Here is a 22880-nt window from a genome sequence, read left to right on the forward strand (position 1 = left end):
TGCGTATGCGGCAATTTCTGCGCTGTATTCCGGACATCCAGGGGAAAGATCACGCCACGAGTCTCTCCAGGCGCATCCCCCGAGCCCTGGAGAGACCTCGAGCATGTCCGAACTGTCCCGCAGAAACTTCCTCGCCGGTGCCGCGACCGTTGCCGGCGCCGCCGCCATCGGGGCCGCCCTTCCCGGTGTGAGCGCCGCCGCGACTCCCGCGGCGGCCAAACCAGGCAAGGCGCACGGCGACATCCGCGACATCAAGCACGTCGTCGTGATCATGCAGGAGAACCGCAGCTTCGACCACTACTTCGGCGCCCTCAAGGGGGTGCGGGGGTTCGGTGACCGCTCCACGATCCAGCTGCCGGGTGGCGCGTCCGTCTGGGAGCAGCCGAAGAAGCCCACGGCCGGGGCCGAGACCCAGTACCCGTGGCGGCTGAGCGGGGCGAAGTCCTGGAGCGGCGCCACCCCGCCGAGCGCCGAGCTCGGCGCGGCCAACTACGGCGGCACGAGCCACGGATGGGCCGACCAGCACGGCGCCTGGAACGGCGGCCTCATGAACGGCTGGTACGACGCCAAGGGCGGCCCGACCACCCTCGGCTACCTGGACCGCAAGGACCTTCCCTTCCACTACGCACTGGCGGACGCCTACACGGTCGGCGACGCCTATCACTGCTCCGTGCTCAGCGCGACCGGCCCGAACCGCACCTACCTGTGGGGCGGGACGATCAATGCCGACAAGAAGCACGGCAGCTTCACCGCCAACGACGGCGGCGACGAGCGCGGCAAGTCCCTGCCCTGGGAGAGCTACGCCGAGACGCTCCAGAAGGCCGGCGTCAGCTGGCGGGTGTACCAGTGCGCCGACGACTACGGCGACAACGGCCTGGAGTACTTCGCCACCTTCGCCAAGCTCGACCCCACCCAGGGGGGCACGGCCACTCCGGGCAACGTCTTCTACGACAACGGCGTGAAGAACGTCCCCGAGCCGGTGACCGGACTCGCGGGCAACGCCGACAACATCAACGCCGCGATCCGCGCCGACGTGCTCAGCGGCGCGTTGCCGCAGGTCAGCTACGTCGTCAACAACCAGTTCTTCTCCGAGCACCCGGTGACGGCCCCGAGCAACGGCGCGTACTTCCTCCGCGGCCTCCTGGAGGCCCTCAACGCCGACCCGAGTGTTCTCGACTCGACCCTGGTGATCCTCAACTACGACGAGAACGACGGCCAGTTCGACCACGTGCCCCCACCCCTGCCTGCACCGGGGGAGGCGGACGAGTTCGTCTCCGTCGGCACCACCGCCGCCCTTCCGGTCGGCCTCGGGTTCCGGGTGCCGTTGATCCTCATGTCGCCCTGGACCCGCGGAGGTTTCGTGACCTCCGAGGTCTCCGACCACACCTCGGTCATCCAGTTCATCGAGAAGTGGACGACGGCCCTCGGCACACCGGCCATCTGCCCCAACATCAGCGACTGGCGCCGCAAGGTTTGCGGTGACCTCACCGGAGCCCTCGACTTCGCCTCGCCGGTCTACGGCCTGCCCGACCTGCCGGACACGGGGGAGCTCGTCCCCGAGACGAAGTACACCCCGCTGCCGGGCGACAACACGATGCCCACCCAGGAGCAGGGGACCAAACCGGCTCGCCCGCTGCCGTACCAGCCCAACGCCAACCTCACCGGCTTCGGCGCCGGTGTGGTGAACCTGGCGTTCAGCAACGACGCCCCGTTCGTCACGAAGGCGAGCCACTTCACCGTCCACGACAACAAGGGCGGCTTCCCGGCGCTCGCGCAGTACCCGGCGAAGTTCCCGGGCCAGTACACCGTCGGCGCCAAGGAGACGGCCACCGGCACCGGCCCCGTCGGCTCATCCGGAGGCGACACCGCATACGACCTGACCATCACCGGCCCGAACCGGTTCCTGCGCCGCTTCATCGGCGACGTCGCCACTGCCGGCAAGGACCTGGTGGTGGAGGCGAGCTACTACGACGGCAAGTCGACCGCACGCCCGAAGCTGAAGCTGTGGTTGCGGAACAACGGCAACACGCCCGCGGAGTTCACCGTCACGCACAACCACTACATCTCCGACGGCCCGCAGAAGGTGAAGGTCGGCGCGCGCAGCAAGGAGGCGTGGGCGGTGAGCCCGCTGGGGGTCAGCGGCGGCTGGTACGACGTGACCGTCACGGCCGACACCGACGGCGCCTGGTCGCAGCGGTTCATCGGCCACCTGGAGACGGGCGAGGCCAGCATCACCGGCTGAGCCGGTCCGTAGCCCCGGACCGCGTCGCCGGGCTCGAAGCCCGAGTAGGTCGCGGTCCGGGGGACGGCGCCGCGAGAGCGGGCCGGCGACCGATAACTGTCATAACTTCGATTATCGGTTGTCGACTCAGGGGAGCGGTAGCCGGTTCTCGCGGCCGGCGTCGTGGTGGTCGTGGTGGTCCAACAGTCTGGACAGCAGCTCGGTCAACCGCTGTCGCTCCTCCTGCGACAGCGGAGCCAGCAGCTCGTCCTGGGATTCGGCCAGCTGCTTCTCCAGTTGCCACAGCTGCCGCTTGCCTGCGGCGGTCAGCGAGATGATGTTGCGACGCCGATCGGTGGGGTCCGAGGCGCGCTCGACCAGTTTGCGATCGGCGGCCTCGTTGATCGTCGCGACCATGTCGCTGACATGGATGCCGCTACGGCGGCCGAGCGCGGCCTGGCTGGCGGGGCCGAACTCCTCCAGTGTCGCCAGTAGCCGGTACTGGTAGCCGGTGGCCTGAAGGGAAGAGAACCCGTCGGCCACCAGGCGGTGTGCGTGACCGGCGGCCCGGGTGAGCAGCCAGCTGGGCAGGCTCTTCCAGCTGGCGGGCGTCTCCTCGGATGGGTTCTCCATGTGGTGAGTCTAACGAGTCGTTGGGTGCACCAATGACTGTGTTATCGTTCGTGGCACCAACGTTAGTGACTCAAACGTTTGGGGCCTGAACGAATCTCCCTGGAGCCGAGACCATGATCGAGCCATTCCACATCGACATCCCCCAGGCCGACCTCGACGACCTGACCGACCGGCTCTCCCGCACCCGTTGGCCCAACGAGGTCGCCGACGCCGGGTGGGACTACGGCTTCCCGCTGGCGCGGCTCAAGGAACTGGCCGAGTACTGGCGCACCGGCTACGACTGGCGCGAGCACGAGGCAATGCTCAACGAGCTGCCGCACTTCACCACCGAGATCGAGGGCCAGAACATCCACTTCGTCCACGTCCGGTCTGCGGAACCGGACGCGCTCGCGCTGATCCTCACCCACGGCTGGCCCGGTTCGTTCCTGGAGTTCCTCGACGTGATCGAGCCACTGTCGCGCGACTTCCACCTGGTGATTCCGTCCATCCCGGGTTACGGCTTCTCCGGGCCAACCGACGAGCGCGGCTGGGACATCGTCCGGGTCGCGCGGGCCTGGGCCGAGCTCATGCGCCGCCTCGGGTACGAGCGCTACGGCGCGCAGGGCGGCGACTTCGGCTCGGGCATCTCGCTGGCGCTCGGCGCGATGGCACCCGAGCAGGTCGTCGGGGTGCACGTCAACTACCTGCCGACCCGGCCGGTCCCGGAGGCCGACATCGAACTGTCCGAAACGGATGAAGCCCGGTTGGACAAGATCCGGCAGCTGATGGCGAATCGTCCGCCGTACCAGGCTCTGCAGGCCCTCACCCCGCAGACCATCGGCTACGCGTTGACCGACTCGCCGGTGGGCCAGCTGGCCTGGATCGCCGAGCGCTTCGCACAGTGGACGGACCCACGCTCGCCGATCAGCGACGAGCGGATGCTCACCGACATCTCGCTGTACTGGCTGACCGCCACCGCGGCCTCCTCCGCGCGGCTGCACCACGCCGCTCCGCGGCGGGTCGAGCCGTGCCCGGTGCCGGTTGGCGTGGCGGTGTTCGCCCACGACATCACACAGTCGGTACGACCGCTGGCCGAGCGGCTGTACGACATCAGGCACTGGTCGGAGTTCGAGCGCGGCGGCCACTTCGCCGCGATGGAGGTGCCGGAGCTGCTTGCCGAGGACGTCCGGGACTTCTTCCTCACCCGTCTCGCGTACGACGACCGGGTCGCCACCGGCTGAGAGACACGGCCGGCCGCGAACCGGAGAGCTCGGCAACCCCGCACCGGACCATGTCGGCTGCGGGGATCCGGGACTCAGCGGCCCCGGCCGGTGCGCTCCTGCAGTTCGTCGATCCGCTTCGAGGCATCTGCCTTGGACAGATCGTCGGGCGGCGCCTGCTCGCCGGCTTCCTGCGCGAGCGTCTGCAGGTAGGACTTCTGGGCGCCCGTCATCGGCTCGTCACCCGTGGTCCAGTCGTCCGGGTCCTTCGCTGCGGTGGGGTCCGCCGCCGTGTTGTTGTCAACCATGGATCGAACATATCTTCGAACCCCGACACTCGCCAGCGGAGGCTCGACGGGTGGTCCACACCCTCCGACCGGGTGTCGCACCGATGCCGCGCAGCTCAGGTGCGTGCACTCCCCCACGTCTCACGGCACTCTGAGCACGTGCCCCGTGGCGAGCGTGACGGCGTGCCCGACTCCGCGCGGGTCGCCGCCTCGCTGCGCGCCATCCTGGCCGCCGTCGACGCCGGAGAGGTGGCGGCCGACGACGCCCAGCGGGCCCACCTCGCCGGCGCGGCCGAGGTCCTGGAGGCACTGGCCACTCCCCCGGCCCCCGATCGGCCCCCCAGGGATTTACGTTAAAGGCCCATATCTCGTAAAGTCTGGGGCGTGACCAGTCCCCGCCGCACCCGCCGCGCGCGCTCCGTCCACGACCCCCGGGTGATCGCATACCAGCGGGTGAGCACGGAGCAGCAGGCCGAGTCCGGCGGCGGCCTCGACGCGCAGCACAGGGCGATCGAGGCCGAGATCGCCCGCCGTGGCTGGACCAGGGTGGAGTGGGTCGTCGACCCTGCCTGGTCGGGCAAGGACCTCGACCGGCCCGAGCTGGACGCCGCGCTCGCCCGGCTCGCCGCCGGCGACGCCGACGTGCTGATCGCGTCCAAGCTCGATCGGATCTCCCGATCGGTGCACGACTTCTCCGGGTTGCTCGACCGCGCCTCCCGGCAGGGCTGGCAGCTCGTGTGTCTCGACGTCGACGTGGACACCTCCACCCCGTCGGGTGAGCTGGTGGCGCACATGGTCGCCAGCACGGCGCAGTACGAACGCCGCGTGATCTCGCAGCGGACGAAGGATGCGCTTGCGGCGAAGCGCGCCGCCGGGGTGCGGCTCGGACGCCCGGCGGTGGTGCCGGAGCGTGTGGTCCGCCGCGTGCTCGGCGAGCGGGCCGCGGGGTCGACGCTCCGTGCGATCGCGGAGGGCCTGACCGCCGACGGGGAGCCGACCGCCCGTGGCGGGGCGGTGTGGTCGACCAGCAGTGTGCAGGCGGTGCTCGGCGGGCAGGACGGCATGCGGCTGCGCTGGGTCACGGCCCGCGAGGTGCGGCTCGGCGTGGTGCACGCCCTCGACATGGTGACGAACACGCCGGCGCATCCGATCGAGTCGGAGTGGGCGCCCCAGCCCGGCACGACGTGGCGGGAGCTGGTGCCGGACGGGCGGTGCGAGCGCTGCGAGCAGCTCGTCCGGGGTGCATCGGGCGAGTAGGTCGCCGCCCCGGCCCGGCTCCCGCGGGAGCCGGGCCGGGAACGCGTCACTCGACGAAGATGTCCACCGAGGGGCGCATCTCGGCGCAGACCCGCAGCACGTCGTGGATGACGTGCCCTTCGAACGCCTCGAACGGCTTGGTGTCCACGGCCTGCTGGTCGCTGTCCACCGCGGGGTAGGCCTGCTGGGTGAGCAGGTAGTCGAACCGCGGCGCCCACTTGCGGGCTCCCAGGCGAGCGGTGGTGGAGCAGTTGTCCACCATGTACGCCACGCCGCGGGCGTGCATGTACGGGTTGAGAGAGTCGACGGCCTCGATCACCGACTCGTTGGCGATCTCCGAGTAGGGGTGGCCGCGCTCGAGCAGGACGTCGACCTGGCCCATCATCACGCCGCAGAAGACGCCGGCGGTGAAGGGGTCCAGCGGGATCTCGTTCTCGACTCGGTCGGCCCGCACCTTCTGGCCCACCTGCCACATGTCGGCCTGGTCGATCTTGCCCATCGGGAACCGGGAGAGCCGCTGCCCGGCGAGCACCACGCTGTTGATCTCGTTGCCCGAGAGGACCTCGTCGTAGATCTCGTGGGTCAGCTCGAACCCGACGGGGTAGGCCGCCGAGTACGCCTCGGCGAACACCGCCCTGCCGTCGCGGTCCAGCCGCCGGTACAGCCCGTCGAGGCCGTCCTTGGAGATGATCTTCGAGATCGGGCCGGTGACCGACTCCGTGGAGTGCCGGAACGCGTTCTCGTCGGTCATGCCGTGGTCGCGGTAGCGGCGGTAGAGGCTCTCGACGATCCCGTGCACCCCGGCCAGCAGCATGGCGCGCTCGCCGGAGAGGTCGGACAGGTACTCCGATCGCAGGGTGGTCTGGAACGTGTAGGGGGCGCCGAGCGCGACCGACCAGCCCAGCGCGCGGTCGGTGGCGTGCCCGGTGACGTCCTGCTGCACCGCGAAGCTGGCGTTGATCCCGGCTCCGTTGACCTCGACGCCCTGCACGTAGAGGGCGCGCACCGAGGCGCCCATGCCCTTCGGGCAGACGGCGATGATGTCGACCTCGGCGGGGAACTGCTTGCCCTCGGCCGTGAGGTGACCGAGCAGGAAGCCGTGGGAGAACCCGAGGGTGGTGCCCGGCCGCACCGCCGCGAAGATCTGCTCGTACAGCTCGGCCTGGGCGGCGTCGGAGATCAGCAGGATGACCATGTCCGAGCCGCTGATGACCTCGAACATCTCACCGAGGGTGCCGTCCTCCTCGCTGAAGCCGGCCGCCCGTGCCTGGTCGAAGGATCCCGACCCGGCGCGCAGGCCCACCGTGACCTTCACGGCCCCGTTCAGCGAGTCGCGCAGGTTCTGCGCCTGCGCCGAACCTTGAGGGCCCCAGCCGATGACGCCGATCTGGTTCACCCCGGCGAACGCTTGGGGAAGCCTGTCGAAAAGGTGACGTCCACCACGGACGATCGCCTCCTGGCGGCCGCCGAGGGAGATGTACTCCTTGTCGAAAACGGTGGTCTCGAAATCGAGAATCTGGTCCGGCATGGCCCTCTCTCATCAGATCATTTGCCCGGTTCGCGCTCGGCCCGATGGCACAGTCGACGACCCCGCGGTACAGGTGAACGGTTTCATTATGCCGAGCCCGACAGAGTCGTTGTGATCGGCATCAAAGACGTCGGGTCCGGATTGTCGAAAATGTGCGCACTGGCCCCGCTGCCAATTCCCGAGGGCTCGACCCGGCAGAGGGGGCGGCTGGGGCCGGCAGCGGTGGTTCGAAACATGGGACGTTAGGATGGCTTGATGGGCTTGTCCGCCGTGCGTACCGGAAGGCTGTGCGATGAGGTCGTCGCACAGTTCGAAGAGCTGATCGAGAGCGGTGAGTGGCCACTCGGGTCGAAGATCCCGCCCGAGCCGGAACTGGTCGCGGCACTGGGAGTCGGCCGCAACACGGTGCGGGAGGCCGTCCGGGCCCTCGAGCACACCGGACTCTTGGAACCCCGGCGGGGTGACGGCACCTATGTCCGCGCCACGAGCGGCCTGCGTGCCGCCATCGTGCGCCGGGCCCGGCGCTCCACGGTGCTCGACGTGCTCGCGGTCAGAATGAGCCTGGAGAGGGACGCCGCCGCCACGGCCGCCGTCCGGCGTACCGACGCGGACATCACCGCCATCCGCACCGCCGCGGCAGCCCGCCGGGCCTCGTGCGACGGTGGTGACCGGGCCGCGTTCGTCGCCGCGGACCTCGCCTTCCACCACGCGGTGATCGCCGCGACCGGAAACCCCGTGCTCATCGACCTCTACACCGGGCTGACCGACGCACTGCAGCACACGGTGGCCACGGTCGACGAGCTCGATGACGACCCGGCGGCCTTCCCCGGCCACGACGAGCTCGCGGCGGCGGTCATCGCGGGCGACCCGGTCGCGGCGCGCACGGCAGCGGAGAGCTACCTCGACGCCGCACGCCGCCTCGTCGAGGGAAGCCGGTGAGCGCCGACGTCACCGCCACGGCAGCCGACGTCGGCCGCTCGTCGCGCCTGCCCGCGTGGTGGATCGGCCTCACGATCGTGCTGGTCGCGGCCAACCTGCGGCCCGCGGTCGTCGGCGTCGCGCCCGTACTGGCCCAGATCACGGCGAGCGAGGGTCTCTCCGGTACGGCTGCCGGGGTACTGACCGCGTTGCCGGTGCTCTGCTTCGGCCTGCTCGCGCCGGCCGCTCCCCGCCTGGCCCGGCGGTTCGGCATCGAGCGCACGGTGCTCGGTGCGCTGGTGCTGCTCTGTGTCAGCTTCGCGGTCCGGTCCGCGGGTTCGGTCGTCCTGCTCTTCGTCGGCACCCTGCTGGCCGGGTCCGCCATCGCCATCGGGAACGTGCTGCTCCCGGCCCTGATCAAGCGGGACTTCTCCCACCGCACCGGCGTCATGACGGGGCTGTACACGATGGCGATCTCCGCGGGTGGCGCGCTCGCCGCGGGCATCACCGTTCCGGTGGCCACCGCGGCAGGTCTCGACTGGCGTGGGGCACTCGCCATCTGGGGACTGTTCGCGCTGCTCGCGCTGGTGTTCTGGCTACCCCGGGTACGGGGTGGCAACGGCATCGGCCGAACCGGCGGCGTGCGGATCACCGGGCTCTGGCGCGACGCGGTCGCCTGGCAGGTCACCGCGTTCATGGGGCTCCAGTCGCTCGGTTACTACGCCGTGTCGGCGTGGATTCCCGCCGTGTTCGCCGGCCGCGGGTTCGATCCGGAGGCAGCGGGGTGGCTGCTGTCGCTGGGGAGCTTCGTCGGGATCGCCGGCTCGATGGCGGCGCCGATGCTGGCCACCCGGTTCCGGAGCCAGCGGCTGGTCGCCGCCGGCCTGACGGCGGTCTCGGCGCTCGGCCTGCTCGGGGTGATCGCGGTGCCCGGGGCCGAGGTCGTCTCGATGGCGCTGCTCGGGTTCGGGCAGGGCGCGGCGATCGGGCTCGCACTGACGCTGGTGGCGCTGCGCTCCCCCGACGCCCCGCACGCCTCGCAGCTGTCCGGGATGGCGCAGAGCGTCGGATACGTCGTGGCCGCGATGGGACCGTTCCTGGTGGGAGCGGTGCACGACGCCACGGGGTCGTGGACGGTTCCCCTCCTGTTGCTGCTCGTCCTGTTCGTGCCGCAGGGCATCGCCGGCGTGCTGGCCGGCCGCGAGCGGTGGGTGGGGTCGGCGACCGCTCCCTGATCGATACCGGGCGATTCGACCCGTGGCGCGGTTGTTTTGTCGGTATCGACCCCTACTCTGCCGGGCGGGTGTGGTTGTGCGCCCGAGGAGAGGGGACCCGATGACCGATCTCGCCACCGCCGATGCCGTCCCGCCCACCACGTGGGAGCAGCATCGGGTCGAGCTCACGGCGTACTGCTACCGGATGCTCGGGTCGTCGGCCGACGCCGAGGACGCCGTCCAGGACACGATGGTGCGGGCGTGGCGCTCGTTCGACCGCTTCGAGGGCCGTTCCTCGGTGCGCTCGTGGCTGTACAAGATCGCCACCAACGTCTGCCTCACGATGCTCGACGGTCGCAAGCGGCGGGCCCGGCCGATGGACTTCGGGCCTGCGGGGTCGGCCGAAGCGCCGGTCAAGGAGCCGACCAACGAGATCTCCTGGCTCGAGCCCATCCCGGACGCCCGGGTCCTGCCCACCGAGGCCGACCCGGCGGAGCTGGCGGTGTCCCGGGAGTCGGTCCGGCTCGCGTTCGTCGCCGCGCTGCAGCACCTGCCGGCGCGCCAGCGCGCGGTGCTGATCCTGCGCGAGGTGCTGCAGTGGAAGGCGTCCGAGGTCGCCGAGCTGCTCGGCACCACCGTCGCCTCGGTCAACAGCGCGCTCCAGCGGGCCAGGGCCACCTTGGCCGAGCACAACCTCGACCGGTCCGCGGCCGTCGACGAGATGGACGACGACCATCGCGCGCTGCTGTCGCGCTATGCCGAGGCGTTCGAGCGGTACGACATCAGCGCCCTGGTCTCGCTGCTGCACGAGGACGCCATCCTCAACATGCCCCCCTACAACCTGTGGTTGCAGGGCCCCGAGGAGATCAGCACGTGGTTCACCGGGCACGGCGCCGGCTGCGCCGGTTCCCGGCTGGTGCCGCTCGCGGCCAACGGACAGCCCGCCTTCGGCCAGTACCGGCGCGATCCCGATGAGGACGGCTACTACGCGTGGGCCGTGCAGGTACTGGAGTTCCTCCAGGGCCGGATCAGCGGTTACAGCTCGTTCCTCGACGTGGAGACGCTGTTCCCGATGTTCGGGCTCCCGCTGCGGCTCGACGCGGCAGGCGAGCCGGTGCCGGCCGCGTCCCCAGCGGCGGAGCCTCCGGCCCCGGTCAGCGTTCCGCCGAGCGGGCCCACAGGTTGATGCCCGCATCCACGGCGTGCTGATCGATGCGGTCGAGCTCGTCGGTGCTGAACTCGAGGTTGTCCAGCGCCCCGAGGTTGTCGTCGAGCTGATGCACGCTGCTGGCCCCCACCAGCACCGACGTCACCCGGGAGTCGCGCAGCGCCCAGGCCAGCGCCATCTGCGCGAGCGACTGGTTGCGGGCCGCCGCCATCTCGTTGAGCGCCCGGATGTGGGTGATGGTCTTGTCGGTGAGCAGGTCGGGCGAGAGCGACTTGCCCTGCGTGGCGCGTGAGCCGGCCGGCACCCCGTCGAGGTACTTGCTGGTGAGCATGCCCTGCGCGAGCGGGGAGAACGCGATGCACCCCACGCCCGTCTCCTCCAGCGCGTCGAGCAGGTCCTCCTCGATCCAGCGGTTGAGCATCGAGTACGAGGGCTGGTGGATCAGCAGCGGTGTGCCGAGCCCCCGCAGGATCCTGGCGGCCTCGCGGGTGCGGTCACCGCTGTAGGACGAGATGCCGGCGTAGAGCGCCTTGCCGGAGCGCACCGCGGTGTCGAGCGCCCCCATCGTCTCCTCGAGCGGCGTGGTGGGGTCGAAGCGGTGGCTGTAGAAGATGTCGACGTAGTCCACGCCCATCCGGGCCAGCGACTGGTCGAGGCTCGCCAGCAGGTACTTCCGCGACCCGCCGCCCTGGCCGTACGGGCCGGGCCACATGTCGTAGCCGGCCTTGGTGGAGAGGATCAGCTCGTCGCGGTACGGGCGGAAGTCCTGCGCGAAGATCGTGCCGAAGTTGCTCTCCGCGCTGCCGTAGGGCGGGCCGTAGTTGTTGGCCAGGTCGAAGTGCGTGATTCCGCGGTCGAACGCGTGGCGCAGGATGGCGCGCTGCGTCTCGAGCGGCTTGTCGTCGCCGAAGTTGTGCCAGAGCCCGAGCGAGACCGTGGGGAGATCCAGGCCGCTGCGCCCGCAGCGTCGAAAGGTGCCGCTGTTCGGCTGGAAGGACTCGTAGCGGTCGGCTGCGGCAAGGTAGGTCACGCTCCCATCCTGCCCGGTCGGGTCGGGCCGCCACGGAGCGGCCGCGGGTGCCCGCCTGCTCCCCGACCGGCGCTTTCTTGAGCAAACGATCCAGATTGGTTTAGGGTGCGTCCATGGCACGGACCCGGGAGTTCGACACCGAGGCGGCGGTGAGCCGGGCGATGGAGCTGTTCTGGACGCGCGGGTACGAGGCGACCTCGGTGCGCGACCTGGCCGGGCACCTCGGGATCGGGCAGGGGTCCCTGTACGCGGCGTTCGGAGACAAGGACGGTCTCTACCGCGCGGCGCTGGAGCGTTACCGCGCCACCCTCGCGGCGGAGGCCCTGCGGAGCCTCGACGAGGGGGGCGATGCGCGGTCGGCGGTCCGCTCGATGCTGGTCGGGCGGGTCCGCATCGCGGTCGAACAGGGCGGGCGGGGCTGCCTGGCGGCCAACGCGGCCTGCGAACGCCTGCCGGAGGACCAGGCGACCCGGCGCACCGTGCGTGACATGCAGGACGCGAGCCGGGACGCGCTCGCCGGCGTGCTGCGCGGGGCGGCGGAGCGGGGCGAGATCTCGACCCGCCACGACCCCCACACGCTGGCCGCCTTCCTGGTCACCTTCCTCAACGGGCTGCTCGTCTCCGCGAAGATCACGCCGGACGCCGGAGCGCTCGAACCCCTCGTGGAGGTCGCCCTGGCCGCCCTCGACTGACTGCGCACGCCCTCAATCTGTAGCAGATGATCCAGAAAGTTGGAACGAAATGATCGCCGACCATCAGGGAGACCCCCTCCGCACGGGCCGTGCCACCGTCAACGGAACGAGCCTCCATTACCGCACCGGCGGCTCCGGCCCGGCGGTGGTGCTGCTGCACGGGGTGCCCAAGACCAGCTACCACTGGCGGCACCTCGTCCCGAGACTGACGGCGCAGCACACGGTGGTCGTGCCCGACCTTCGTGGTCTGGGCGACTCCGCCCGTCCCGCGGACGGATACGACTCCGCGACCATGAGCGAGGACGTCGCCGCGCTGATGGCCCACCTCGGGCACGGGTCCTACAGCGTGATCGGCGAGGACTGGGGAGCGGTGGTCGGTTACCAGCTCGCCGCCCGGCACCGTGGCGAGGTCACCGCACTCGTGTTCGCCGAGGCGTTCCTCCCCGGATTCGGTTTCGAGGAGCGCGCCGCACTCACGCCGGAGAACGTCTCCACGGGAATGCACTTGTGGCACCTGGGTTTCTACTTCCAGCCCGACGTTCCCGAGATGCTGATCGCCGGGCACGAACGGGAGCTCATCACCTACATGCTGAAGAACGAACGCAGCTACCCCGACACCGCCACCCCCGAAGCCGTCGACGAGTACGTGCGCTGCTACTCCATGCCGGGCGGCATCCGCGCGATGCTGGCGATCTACCGTGCCATGCTCGTCGACGCCGAACAGAACCGGCAGGCAGCCCGGCAGAAGCTGGACATCCCGGTGCTGGCACTCGGCGGGTCGGCGTTCATCGGGGATCGGAACGAAGCCCAGATGCTGGACGTGGCGCACGACGTCACCGGTCACGTCTTCGACGCCGGCCACGACCTCGCCGAGGAGGTACCGGACGAGATGGCCGCGGTGGTGGTGCCGTTCCTGGCCGAGGTCCTGTAGCTCAGGCGGAAAGCTCAGGCGAAGGCCGAGACGAGCGCGCCGAGGCAGTCCTGGCCACCGCTGCGGGCGACGAGCAGGTGACCGGGAACCTCCACCGGCGGGTCCAGGGGCCGGACCACCACACCGGGGGTGACGTCCCCGGCGCACCCGAGGACCACCGTTGCGGCGCGGTCGCCCAGTCCGATCTCGACCACCGCGTCCCCGCCGAACAGCCCGGGCGGGGTCATCGCCAGGTAGGCGAGGTGCCAGCCGTCCGGGGCGGGCCACGAGACGAGCGAGGACGCCTCCACCTCCGCGGGGCCGAGGTCCTGCGGCACGCCGGTGTCGAGGTCCAGCAGGTGCAGTGCGGGTTCGAGCAGGCCCGGGTCCGGATCAGGCGTCGGCCAGGTGAGGAGAGCCAGCGGCCCTCCGCCGGGCCGCTGCACGACCTCGACCACGTGCCGGGCCTGGAGGGCGTGCGGAGTCGTGATCTCCCGGGTCCGCAGGTCCAGCAGCCGTAGGCGGGACCGGCGGACCCGCTCCCCCCACACCCGGGCATCGTCGCGGTCCCTCGCCCGGCGCTCGTCCTGCGCCGTCGGTTCGTCCGCTGCGACCAGAGCGACCAGGTCGGGGTCGGCCAGCGGGAGATGACCGCGGATCCCGCCCGTCCAGGTGGTGAGGGCTTCGGCGGCGCCACCGGTGGGCCGGATCCGGTGCAGCTGCGCGGTGCCACGCTCCGGCAGGTCCGACAGGAAGTAGATCGTCCCCGAGTCCGGTGCCCACCGCGGAGCCGAGTTCTCGGCCGGGCCCGTGGTGAGCCTCCGCGGCGGCTCGCTCCCGTCGGCGGCGGCGATCCACAGTGCACTGTCCGGCAGCTCGCCGCTCTGCCCGACCGGGGCGACCACGAAGACGACCCACCGGCCGTCCGGGGACAGCCTCGGGGTGGACGGCACGCTGCTGTCCACCACGAGCTCCGCACTCAGCTGCGCTACGTCGTCCACCTTGCTCCCTCGATCGCCGGCATCTTGCGCGCTCAGCCGCGGGCGTAGCGGCCGGGCGTGGTCCCGACGAGGCGGGTGAAGTGCCGGTGCAGGTGCGCCTGGTCGTGGAACCCCACGGCGACCGCGACGTCGGCGGGGGGCTCGCCGTCGAGCAGGCGGCGGCGAGCGGCCTCGACCCGGCGGCCGGTCAGGTACCGGTGGGGCGGCAGCCCGAACGCGCTGGTGAAGCAGCGCACCAGATGGGATGGGTGCGCGTGCAGCAGTGCGGCCGCGTCGCGCAGTGCGAGCCCGGGGACGGTGCGGGCGTCGAGCAGGTCCCGCAGGTTCGCGGCGAGCCGGTCGGGGGCGGGTTCGACGGCCGGGGCCCGCAGGTGCCGGCGGATCCGGTCGGCGATCAGCGCGAGCCTGCTCTCGGCCTCGAGCGCGGCGCCCCGGGCGTCCAGTGCCCGGTGCAGCTGGTCCACCCGGGTGCGGAGCAGATCGTCGTCGAAGCTCGGTGCGTCGACCGAAGCGCTGGTCAGGGACTCGTCGAGCACCTCGGTGTCGACGTAGAGCACGCGCTTGCGAAACCCGTGGTCGGTGGCCGAGCGCCCGGTGTGGGCCACGTGCGGCGGGAGCAGCGTGACCGCAGGGCGCAGGGCGCCGTGCTCGTGGCGGTCCAGGTCGTAGCGGATCGCGCCCTCGTCGACGACGAGCAGCGTCCACGTGTCGTGGGCGTGCTCGGGGTAGGCGTGGTCGGTGAACTCCGCGTGGAAGACCTCGACGATGCCGGGCACCGGTGGGGCCCAGGCCCGTACCGCAGGCATGTGAACAACGTACAAGAACGGCAGGGCCTGCCCGGGCCACGCTCGGCGGGTGCGCTTCGACACCAAGATCGCCGTGCTGCTCCGGGACGACCTGGAGATGTGGCAGCGGCTGAACGTCACCGCCTTCCTGGCCAGCGGGATCGCGGCCAACCCCGAGCTGCTGGGCGAGCCGTACGCCGACGCGGACGGCACGCCCTACCTGCCGATGTTCCGCCAGCCGGTGCTCGTGCTGGCCGGCGACGCGGAGGTGCTCGCCGCCGCCCACGAGCGCGCGGTGCGCCGCGGGATGCCGGCGGCGGTGTTCACCGAGGAGCTGTTCTCGACCGGGCACGACGAGGCCAACCGCGCCGCGGTCCGGGCCGTGGCCCGCGACGACCTGAAGCTGGTGGGCCTCGCCGTGCACGGGCCCCGCAACGCGGTGGACAAGGTCCTCCGGGGCGCCACGATGCACCCCTGACGGACTCCTGTCAGGCTGTGATCACGGCCGGGTGATCGTCTGCACGAACAGCTGCGGGTCGGGTGGCGTCACCGAGCAGCCCTGGCCCTCCCGGGGGACGAAGATCGAGGCGGTGTCACCGGGCGGATAGACCCGCAGGCCCCGCACCGGTGTCGGCCGGCACGCCGCCTCGTCGAAGTTCAGCACGTTCACCAGCCGCAGCTGCGCCACGGCGGTGCCACGTGGGGCGATGGGCACCTCGGGTCCGCGGTCGCCCGACATCTCCGCGGCCGGACCGACCTGGTGGCCGTCGTCGCCTGCCACGTAGGAGACCCCCGGGAAGCCGCGCAGCTCGCAGGTCCGCGACCCGGTGTTGGTGAACACCAGTGGCTGCATCACCGATCCGGCACCCGCGTCGCCCTGGCCCAGCGAGACCGACAGCTCTGCGGTGGTGCACCGCTGCGGTCCCGTGCTGCCTCCGCTTCCCGTCGGCTGCGCGCCGCCGGTGGGCTGCACCCCGGCCGGCTGCGCGCTGGTGGTGGGGGCTTCCGTGGGCACGGGCGGGATGGCCGACGCCGACGCCGACGCGGGTGGTGGTGCGGCGCCCCCGGAACAGCCCGCCACCGCCGCGAGTGCGACGAAGCCGGCAACGGCCCACCGCATCTGTCGTGTCCTCTTACCGTCACTCGTCAGTGCGCGCACTGCTCCACCGTTCTCCTCGCGGGCGCCCACCCTTCGGCGCCACGACACTGTGTGTCAGACAATCATCCAATCGGGCGAGCGCCGAGGATGTCCTACCCTGGCGCCGGTTCGTGACGAGAGGTGGCGGATGTCGGCGACGCGACTGCTGGTGCTCGGGATCGTGCGGGGGTACGGCCGGGCGCACGGCTACCGCGTGGGCAACGACCTGCTGTCCTGGGGCGCCGACGAGTGGGCGAACGTCAAGTGGGGCTCGATCTACCACGCGCTGAAGTCACTCACCCAGGGTGGTTTCCTGCTCGACCACAACGACATCCCCGGTCGCACCGACTACGAGCTCACCGAGCGCGGCGAGGCCGAGTTCATGCGGCTGCTGCGCGACGCCGTGCGCCATCCCCAGCCTCGCCCCGACTTCCTGGGGGCCGCGCTCGCCATGCTGCCCTCACTCCCCCGCGCCGAGGCGATCCGGTTGCTGCGCGAGCGCCTGACGACGCTGGAGGAAGCGCGGGACAAGGCGCTGGCCCAGGTGGACGCGCTCGTCGACCCCCCGCACGTCCGCGAGATGTTCGGGCTGTGGGAGCACAACGCCGCGAGCAGCGCGGACTGGACGCGCGGGCTCATCGAACGCCTCGAGGCCGGCGCGTACCCGATGGCCGGGGAACCCGGCTCCCCCGGCAGGCCGGGCAGCTGGCCCGACCTGCTCTTCCCGCCGTACCCGCCGCGCGAGTGAGTACGGACGTCCGGGCTAGCCGTCGTCGGGGTCGCGGAAGGCCCGCCGGCTGTGCCCGAGCAGCTCGCGCAGGGCGGGGCCGTGCGAGCGCCGCCAGACCAGGGCGAGCACGGCGGGGATGTCGGCGTCGTCGATGGTGACGGTGGTGAGCCGGTCGCGGTAGCGGGCGGCCATCGAGGTGCTGAGGACGGCGACGGCGAGCCCGCGGCCTGCGAGGTCGGCGATGGCATCCGCGGCGCCGGCCTGCAGCGTGATCACGGGTCGGAGGTGCTGCGCCGCGCAGGCCTGGTCGAGCACTGTGCGCAGGCCGGTGCCGGGTGGCATGCAGACGATCGGGTGGGCGACCAGGTCGCGCAGACCCACCCGCCCGCGTTCCGCGAGGGGATGTCCGGCCGGGACCGCCGCGACGAGGGGCTCGCTGATGATCGTCAGCGCCTCCAGCCCGTCGGGGGTGGTGGCGGCGGTGCCGATGAGAGCCAGGTCGAGGGTGCCGGTGCGCACGCCCTCGACGAGCCGGTCGGAGTTGTCCTCCAGCAGTGAGATCTCCACGCCGGGATGCGCCCGGTGGAACGTGGCGAGCGCGTCGAAGAGCGGGGTGACGGTGCAGCCGATGACCATTCCGACGGTGAGCCGGCCCCGGATCAGCTCGGCCACCTCGCCCACCGCCTCGCCGACCGCGCCTGCGGCGGCGAGAGCGGCGCGGGCGTGCTCGAGCGCGGCCTTCCCCGCGACGGTCAGGGTGGCGTTGCGGGCCGACCGGTCGAACAGCTCCGCGCCGAGCTCGCGTTCCAGCCGGCGGATCTGGGCGCTGACGCCGGACTGGCTGATGTGCACCCGCTCGGCCGCCCGCGTGAAGTTCTGCTCCTCCGCGACCGCGACGAAGTACTCCAGCTGCCGCAGTTCCATGACTGCAGATACTAGTTCCGAGCAGAACCAGCTGTTGGACTTCTGATCCGGACCTGACCACGCTCGGAGGTGCCCCACCTAGCAGCTCAGGAGGACGTCATGACGGAGTACGAGAAGGCCATGCGGCCCGAGGACATCACCCGCTTGTTCGTGGAGCGCTCCAACGCCGGGGACGCGGCCGGAGTGGCCGCTCTCTACGAGGAGGACGCCGTGCTGGCCTACCCGCCGGGGAGCCGGACGGTGGGCCGCGAGGCGATCCGCGAACTGTGGGCGACGGTGCTGGCGAACCGCCCGCGCTTCGAGCGCGAGGAACCGCTGCCGACGCTGCTCAGCGGCGACATCGCCCTGACCTCCACGCCACCGAAGGACGGTGCAGGCGCACGCGCGCAGGTGGTCCGGCGCCAGCCGGACGGAAGCTGGCTACGGCTGCTCGACCAGCCCGAGTTCGTCCCCCCGGGCCGCTGAACCAGCTGCGCTCGCGGTAGCACCCGCCCGTTTTGCGGCGATTCAAGTTTGCACACCGCGCGGCCGTCGTGCACACTCGGCGCCCCCGCAGGCTCAAGTTTGAATAACGGGAGGGACATGACCCCCGCCGTCACCGCCGAGGCGATCCGCAAGCGCTACCCCGGCTCCGGCGCCCTCGCACTCGACGGGTTCGACCTCTCCGTGCCGCCCGGCACGGTGCACGGACTGCTCGGCCCCAACGGGGCGGGCAAGACCACCGCCATCCGCATCCTCACCACGCTGCTGCGCGCCGACAGCGGCCGCGCCACCATCGCCGGGTTCGACGTCGGGACGCAGGCGGCGCACGTGCGGCGGCAGATCGGGCTCGTAGGCCAGTACGCCGCCGTCGACGAGATCCTCGACGGCAGGCGCAACCTCGTGATGTTCGGCAGGCTGTTCCACCTCTCCCCCGCGGGCGCCCGCAGCCGCGCCGATGAGCTGCTGGAGCGGTTCGGGCTGACCGGGGCGGCGGGCCGTTCCGTCGGGCGCTACTCCGGCGGGATGCGGCGGCGCCTCGACCTCGCGGTGAGCATGATCCTCGCGCCCGCCGTGCTGTTCCTCGACGAGCCGACCACCGGCCTCGATCCGCGTGGCCGGGCGGAGGTGTGGGACGCCGTGCGGGCGCTCGTCGCCGGCGGCACGACCGTGCTCCTGACGACCCAGTACCTCGACGAGGCCGACCAGCTGGCGGACCGGATCTCGGTGCTCGCGCACATGGGCGAGGTGGGCGGCCGGGTGATCGCCGAGGGCACACCGGACGAGCTGCGGTCACGGGTCGGCGGCGACCGGATCGACCTGGTCGTGCACCATCCCGCCGACCTGCCGGCCGCGGCGGGGCTGGTCAGGCGGGTCACCGGCAGCGAACCCGAGGTGGACGCCGCCACCCGGCGCGTCGCCGCACCCGTCGGGGACCGCATGGCGGCGCTCGCGGCGATGGTGCACGGGCTGCGGGAGGAGGGCATCGACGCCGAGGACCTCACGGTCCGCCGCCCGACCCTCGACGAGGTGTTCCTGCAGCTCACGGGCGCACCGACGGTGGAGGTGGCGGCGTGAGCGCGCCGGCGGACGTCGGGCACGTCCGCGCCGGCGTGCTGCCCGCGGAGGGCTCCCGGCTGCGCTGGGCGCTGACCGACGCCGCCACCCTCACCGGCCGCTATCTCGCGCACCTGCGCCACCAGCCCGCAGAGCTGGCGGGCGCGATCGGGTTCCCGATCCTGCTCGTGCTGATGTTCGCGTTCCTCCTCGGCGGGATGATGGCCGTGCCGGGTGGCGGCGACTACCGGCAGGCCCTGCTGCCCGGCCTGTTCACGATGACCATGCTGTTCGGGCTCTCGGCCACGATGGTCGCCGTCGTCACCGACGCGCAGCGCGGGATCACCGACCGGTTCCGCTCGATGCCCATGGCGCCGTCGGCGGTGCTGGTCGGGCGGGCGGCGGCCGACATGGTGACCTCGGCGATCACGCTCGGCGCGCTGCTCCTGGTGGGGCTCGCGGTCGGCTGGCGACCCTCCGGGGGCCCGGCGGCGTTCGTGGCAGCGGTCGGGCTGCTCCTGCTGCTGCGGTTCGCGCTGCTCTGGGTGGGCATCTACCTGGGCCTCCTGGTGCGCAGCCCGGGCGCGGTGACCGCCGTGCAGACGCTCGAGTTCCCGTTCGGGTTCCTGTCCGGGCTGTTCGTCGCCCCGGCGACGATGCCGCTCGTGGTCGGGGCGGTCGCGGAGTGGAACCCGCTGTCGTCCACCGCGGCGGCCACCCGCGCGCTCTTCGGCAACCCGGGCTGGGGTGGCGACTCGTGGGTCGCCCAGCATCCCGTCCTCATGGCCGTGGTCTGGCCGCTCGTGATCGTCGCGGTGTTCGCGCCGTTGTCCGTCCACCGCTACCGGGAGATGAGCCGATGACCCGCAGGAAGACCGGCACGCCACCGCGCTGGCTCAAGCCGATGAACCGCGTGCTGATGACGATGCAGCGCCTCGGGCTCGGGATGCGCGACCTGCCCGTCCTCACCGTGCCCGGACGGCGCAGCGGCGAGCCGCGCCGCACCCCGCTCTCCGTTCTGGACATGGACGGGCACCGCTACCTCCTGGCCGGGTTCCCGGGGGCGGACTGGGCCGCCAACGCCCGCGCCGCGGGAGTGGGCACGTTGAGCGTCGGACGTACCGAGGAACGGGTGCGGCTGGTCGAGCTCGACCCCGCGGCGGCCGTGCCCGTCCTGCGGGCGTGGCCGGTGCGCATCCCGGAGGGCGCGAAGATCATGCACGACGCCGGCGTCGTCCCCGAGTCCACGCCCGATGCGTTCGAGGCGCTCGCCGGGCGCTGCGCGGTGTTCCGGCTGGACGCGCCGGAGGACGGGGCCGGGTGAGCGCCTCCGGCGGCGCCGATGAGATCGAGACCCGGGACGGGTCCTACCCGCACCGATCGCCCAGCGCAGCAACAAACCCGAGCGCAGCACCGAGGAGCCGCATGCAGCAGGAGTTCATCACCGTCACGGGTGCGCGGGAGAACAACCTGTGCAACGTGTCCGTCCGGATCCCGAAGCGCCAGATCACCGCGTTCGTCGGGGTGTCCGGCTCGGGCAAGTCGTCGCTCGTCTTCGACACGATCGCCGCGGAGGCGCAGCGCCAGCTCAACGAGACGTTCTCCGCGTTCGTGCGGGGTTTCCTGCCCAAGCTGGGCCAGCCCGACGCCGACCTGATCGAGAACCTCTCCACGGCGATCGTCGTCGACCAGAGACGCCTGGGCGGCGGGAGCCGCTCCACGCTGGGCACCGTCACCGACATCAACTCGTTCCTGCGGCTGCTGTTCTCCCGCCGCAGCACGCCGCACCTCGGCTACAGCAACGTCTTCGGGTTCAACGACCCGGCGGGCATGTGCCCCGAGTGCAAGGGCATCGGCCGGAAGATCCAGCTCGACCACGACAAGATGTTCGACCGGTCCAAGTCGCTCAACGAGGGCGCGATCCGGCACCGGAACTGGGCCGTCGACGGCTGGTACTGGCACACCTATGCGGGGTCGGGCCGGTTCGACCTCGACAAGCCGCTGCGCGACTACACCGACGAGGAGTGGAAGCTCCTGCTCTACGGCGCCGACGAGAAGGTGACGCTGCAGATCGTCGGGCGCAAGTCGATGAAGGTCGACTTCGAAGGCGTCGAGACCAAGTTCAACCGGCTCTTCGTCGAGGTGGAGGAGGCCTCCGACGGCAAGCGCGAGGCCGTGGCCGCCTACACCACATCGGTGCGCTGCCCCGGCTGCGCCGGCACCCGGCTGGCCGAGGCGCCCCGGACGGCCACGGTGGACGGGCACACGCTGCCCTCGCTCACGGCTCTCGACCTGGGCTCGCTGCGCACCGTGCTCGCCACGCTCCGGACGCCCGAGGTGGCGCCGCTCGTGGACGAGGCCCTCAGCCGCGTCGGTGCGCTGATCGACATGGGGCTGGGCTACCTCACGCTCGACCGCGAGACGTCGACGTTGTCGGGCGGGGAGTCGCAGCGGATCAAGATGGTGCGCCACCTCGGGTCGTCGCTGGTGGACGTCATGTACGTGTTCGACGAGCCGACGATCGGCCTGCACCCCCGTGACGTCGGGCGCATGAACGCGCTGCTGCACCGGCTGCGCGACAAGGGCAACACGGTGCTGGTCGTCGAGCACGACTCGGACGTCATCACCGCGGCCGACCACGTCGTCGAGCTCGGGCCGCGCGCGGGCACCGAAGGCGGCCGGATCGTCTACGAGGGCCAGGTGGCGGGCCTCGCCTCGGCGGGCACGCTGACAGGCGAGTTCCTGCACCGGCAGGTCACGCTGCGGGAGAGCCCACGCACCCCCACGGGGCGGCTGCGCCTGGAGAACGCCTCGGCCAACAACCTGTGCGGGTTCGACGTGGACATCCCGCTCGGCGTGCTCGTGGCGCTCACCGGGGTGGCCGGGTCGGGCAAGAGCACGCTCGTCCGCGAGGTGCTCGTGCCGCAGCACCCCGAGGCGATCGTCGTCGACCAGACCGCCGTGTCCACGTCGATCCGCTCCACCCCGGCCACCTGGACCGGCGTGATGGACCCGATCCGCAAGCTCTACGCGAAGGAGACCGGCGTCAAGCCCGCCCTGTTCAGCTTCAACTCCGCGGGCGCGTGCCCCGGCTGCAACGGCCTCGGCGTGGTCTACACCGACCTCGCCTTCCTCGACGGCGTCCGCTCCACGTGCACCGACTGCGGGGGCAGGCGCTACACCGACGAGGTGCTCGCCCTCACCGTCAACGGGAAGTCGATCTCCGACGCGCTCGACATGACCGCCGAGCAGGCGCTGGAGTTCTTCACCGCCCGCGACATCCGCAAACGGCTGCAGGCGGTGGTGGACGTCGGCCTGGGCTACCTGACGCTCGGGCAGCCGCTCTCCACGCTGTCGGGGGGCGAGTGCCAGCGGCTCAAGCTCGCCGGGCGGCTGCACGAGAAGGGCAACATCTACGTGCTCGACGAGCCGACCACCGGGCTGCACATGTCCGACTGCGGGCACCTGCTGGGGCTGCTCGACCGGCTCGTCGAAGGTGGCAGCTCGGTGATCGTCGTGGAGCACAACCTGGACGTCATCGCGCACGCGGACTGGGTGATCGACCTCGGCCCGGACGGCGGGGACGCCGGCGGCCGGCTGGTGTTCGAGGGGCCACCCGCGAAGCTGGCGCAGACCCCGGCGTCGTTCACCGGTGAGCACCTGGCCCGCTACCTCGGGGCGGTGGCGAGCTGACCGACCAGCGGTGGTG

24 protein-coding genes are annotated in these 22880 nt (G+C 71.5%); 16 read left to right on the forward strand and 8 right to left on the reverse strand.

The features are described from left to right. Positions 1-103 precede the first annotated feature (103 nt). Entirely contained in the window at positions 104-2242 is a 2139-nt protein-coding gene (locus tag HF577_RS11320; RefSeq protein ID WP_169395751.1) for a phosphocholine-specific phospholipase C, read from the forward strand. A gap of 126 nt (positions 2243-2368) precedes the next feature. On the opposite strand, the gene HF577_RS11325 is transcribed toward HF577_RS11320, so the two are convergent. Beyond that, on the reverse strand, positions 2369-2854 hold the full coding sequence (locus HF577_RS11325) for a MarR family winged helix-turn-helix transcriptional regulator (protein WP_169395752.1): 486 nt from the start codon (positions 2852-2854) through the stop codon (positions 2369-2371). A 113-nt stretch (positions 2855-2967) separates the two neighbouring features. On the opposite strand from HF577_RS11325, the gene HF577_RS11330 reads away from it, so the two are divergent. Beyond that, on the forward strand, positions 2968-4074 hold the full coding sequence (locus HF577_RS11330) for an epoxide hydrolase family protein (RefSeq protein ID WP_169395753.1): 1107 nt from the start codon (positions 2968-2970) through the stop codon (positions 4072-4074). Positions 4075-4148: 74 nt separating this feature from the next. On the opposite strand, the gene HF577_RS11335 is transcribed toward HF577_RS11330, so the two are convergent. Beyond that, positions 4149-4361, reverse strand: a complete 213-nt coding sequence (locus HF577_RS11335; protein ID WP_169395754.1) for a DUF3072 domain-containing protein — start codon at positions 4359-4361, stop codon at positions 4149-4151. A 138-nt stretch (positions 4362-4499) separates the two neighbouring features. Between HF577_RS11335 and HF577_RS11340 the strand changes: the two genes are divergently transcribed. Beyond that, the gene (locus HF577_RS11340; RefSeq protein ID WP_169395755.1) at positions 4500-4697 is read left to right on the forward strand and encodes a hypothetical protein; all 198 of its coding nucleotides are present in this window, start codon (positions 4500-4502) and stop codon (positions 4695-4697) included. 27 nt (positions 4698-4724) lie between these two features. After that, positions 4725-5597 (forward strand): recombinase family protein, encoded by an 873-nt coding sequence (locus tag HF577_RS11345; protein ID WP_169395756.1) that lies wholly within the window; start codon positions 4725-4727, stop codon positions 5595-5597. A 46-nt stretch (positions 5598-5643) separates the two neighbouring features. Here HF577_RS11345 and HF577_RS11350 read toward each other — a convergent pair whose 3' ends face one another. Further along, complete coding sequence (locus HF577_RS11350) at positions 5644-7125, reverse strand: ketol-acid reductoisomerase (RefSeq protein WP_211174108.1); 1482 nt, start codon at positions 7123-7125, stop codon at positions 5644-5646. A gap of 255 nt (positions 7126-7380) precedes the next feature. On the opposite strand from HF577_RS11350, the gene HF577_RS11355 reads away from it, so the two are divergent. The 3 genes from HF577_RS11355 to HF577_RS11365 all read left to right on the forward strand — a co-directional run bounded on the left by HF577_RS11355 (position 7381) and on the right by HF577_RS11365 (position 10443). Continuing rightward, positions 7381-8064 carry a FadR/GntR family transcriptional regulator gene (locus tag HF577_RS11355; protein WP_169395757.1) on the forward strand — a complete coding sequence of 228 codons (684 nt, stop codon included), beginning with the start codon at positions 7381-7383 and terminating at the stop codon, positions 8062-8064. Beyond that, positions 8061-9278, forward strand: coding sequence for a CynX/NimT family MFS transporter (locus tag HF577_RS11360; protein WP_169395758.1), 1218 nt, complete (start codon positions 8061-8063; stop codon positions 9276-9278). Before HF577_RS11355 ends, HF577_RS11360 begins: the two co-directional genes overlap by 4 nt. Positions 9279-9378: 100 nt before the next feature. Continuing rightward, entirely contained in the window at positions 9379-10443 is a 1065-nt protein-coding gene (locus tag HF577_RS11365) for a sigma-70 family RNA polymerase sigma factor (RefSeq protein ID WP_169395759.1), read from the forward strand. Here the strand turns inward: HF577_RS11365 and mgrA are convergent. Next, positions 10412-11455 carry an L-glyceraldehyde 3-phosphate reductase gene (gene mgrA, locus HF577_RS11370; RefSeq protein ID WP_169395760.1) on the reverse strand — a complete coding sequence of 348 codons (1044 nt, stop codon included), beginning with the start codon at positions 11453-11455 and terminating at the stop codon, positions 10412-10414. The two genes, HF577_RS11365 and mgrA, sit on opposite strands and share 32 nt — an antisense overlap. A 113-nt stretch (positions 11456-11568) precedes the next feature. On the opposite strand from mgrA, the gene HF577_RS11375 reads away from it, so the two are divergent. Further along, positions 11569-12147 carry a TetR/AcrR family transcriptional regulator gene (locus HF577_RS11375; protein WP_169395761.1) on the forward strand — a complete coding sequence of 193 codons (579 nt, stop codon included), beginning with the start codon at positions 11569-11571 and terminating at the stop codon, positions 12145-12147. Positions 12148-12196: 49 nt separating this feature from the next. Next, a complete protein-coding gene (locus HF577_RS11380) occupies positions 12197-13078 on the forward strand; it encodes an alpha/beta fold hydrolase (RefSeq protein WP_169395762.1) in 882 nt (293 codons plus the stop codon). Between the two features lie 14 nt (positions 13079-13092). On the opposite strand, the gene HF577_RS11385 is transcribed toward HF577_RS11380, so the two are convergent. Continuing rightward, positions 13093-14058, reverse strand: coding sequence for a TolB family protein (locus HF577_RS11385; protein ID WP_169395763.1), 966 nt, complete (start codon positions 14056-14058; stop codon positions 13093-13095). A 32-nt stretch (positions 14059-14090) separates the two neighbouring features. Then, positions 14091-14864 carry an AraC family transcriptional regulator gene (locus HF577_RS11390; RefSeq protein WP_169395764.1) on the reverse strand — a complete coding sequence of 258 codons (774 nt, stop codon included), beginning with the start codon at positions 14862-14864 and terminating at the stop codon, positions 14091-14093. Between the two features lie 49 nt (positions 14865-14913). Here HF577_RS11390 and HF577_RS11395 point away from each other — a divergent pair, with 49 nt between their 5' ends. Next, positions 14914-15321 (forward strand): DUF2000 domain-containing protein, encoded by a 408-nt coding sequence (locus tag HF577_RS11395; protein ID WP_312859075.1) that lies wholly within the window; start codon positions 14914-14916, stop codon positions 15319-15321. Between the two features lie 21 nt (positions 15322-15342). Here HF577_RS11395 and HF577_RS11400 read toward each other — a convergent pair whose 3' ends face one another. Then, a complete protein-coding gene (locus HF577_RS11400; RefSeq protein ID WP_169395765.1) occupies positions 15343-15963 on the reverse strand; it encodes a DUF4232 domain-containing protein in 621 nt (206 codons plus the stop codon). A gap of 166 nt (positions 15964-16129) precedes the next feature. Between HF577_RS11400 and HF577_RS11405 the strand changes: the two genes are divergently transcribed. After that, a complete protein-coding gene (locus tag HF577_RS11405) occupies positions 16130-16729 on the forward strand; it encodes a PadR family transcriptional regulator (RefSeq protein WP_169395766.1) in 600 nt (199 codons plus the stop codon). Positions 16730-16744: 15 nt separating this feature from the next. On the opposite strand, the gene HF577_RS11410 is transcribed toward HF577_RS11405, so the two are convergent. Beyond that, the gene (locus HF577_RS11410) at positions 16745-17635 is read right to left on the reverse strand and encodes a LysR family transcriptional regulator (protein WP_169395767.1); all 891 of its coding nucleotides are present in this window, start codon (positions 17633-17635) and stop codon (positions 16745-16747) included. Positions 17636-17734: 99 nt separating this feature from the next. Here HF577_RS11410 and HF577_RS11415 point away from each other — a divergent pair, with 99 nt between their 5' ends. From HF577_RS11415 to HF577_RS11435, 5 genes are all read left to right on the forward strand, one after another. Continuing rightward, entirely contained in the window at positions 17735-18100 is a 366-nt protein-coding gene (locus tag HF577_RS11415) for a YybH family protein (RefSeq protein ID WP_169395768.1), read from the forward strand. 117 nt (positions 18101-18217) lie between these two features. Further along, positions 18218-19192 carry an ATP-binding cassette domain-containing protein gene (locus HF577_RS11420; protein ID WP_169395769.1) on the forward strand — a complete coding sequence of 325 codons (975 nt, stop codon included), beginning with the start codon at positions 18218-18220 and terminating at the stop codon, positions 19190-19192. Further along, entirely contained in the window at positions 19189-20034 is an 846-nt protein-coding gene (locus HF577_RS11425; RefSeq protein WP_312859076.1) for an ABC transporter permease, read from the forward strand. The genes HF577_RS11420 and HF577_RS11425 overlap by 4 nt, the downstream gene beginning before the upstream one ends. After that, on the forward strand, positions 20031-20495 hold the full coding sequence (locus HF577_RS11430; protein WP_169395770.1) for a nitroreductase/quinone reductase family protein: 465 nt from the start codon (positions 20031-20033) through the stop codon (positions 20493-20495). Before HF577_RS11425 ends, HF577_RS11430 begins: the two co-directional genes overlap by 4 nt. 101 nt (positions 20496-20596) lie before the next feature. Beyond that, on the forward strand, positions 20597-22864 hold the full coding sequence (locus HF577_RS11435) for an ATP-binding cassette domain-containing protein (RefSeq protein WP_169395771.1): 2268 nt from the start codon (positions 20597-20599) through the stop codon (positions 22862-22864). The last annotated feature ends 16 nt before the right edge of the window (positions 22865-22880 follow it).

The sequence above is a fragment of the Pseudonocardia xinjiangensis genome (genome assembly GCF_012911925.1).
In the GTDB taxonomy this organism is placed as follows: Bacteria; Actinomycetota; Actinomycetes; order Mycobacteriales; family Pseudonocardiaceae; genus Pseudonocardia; species Pseudonocardia xinjiangensis.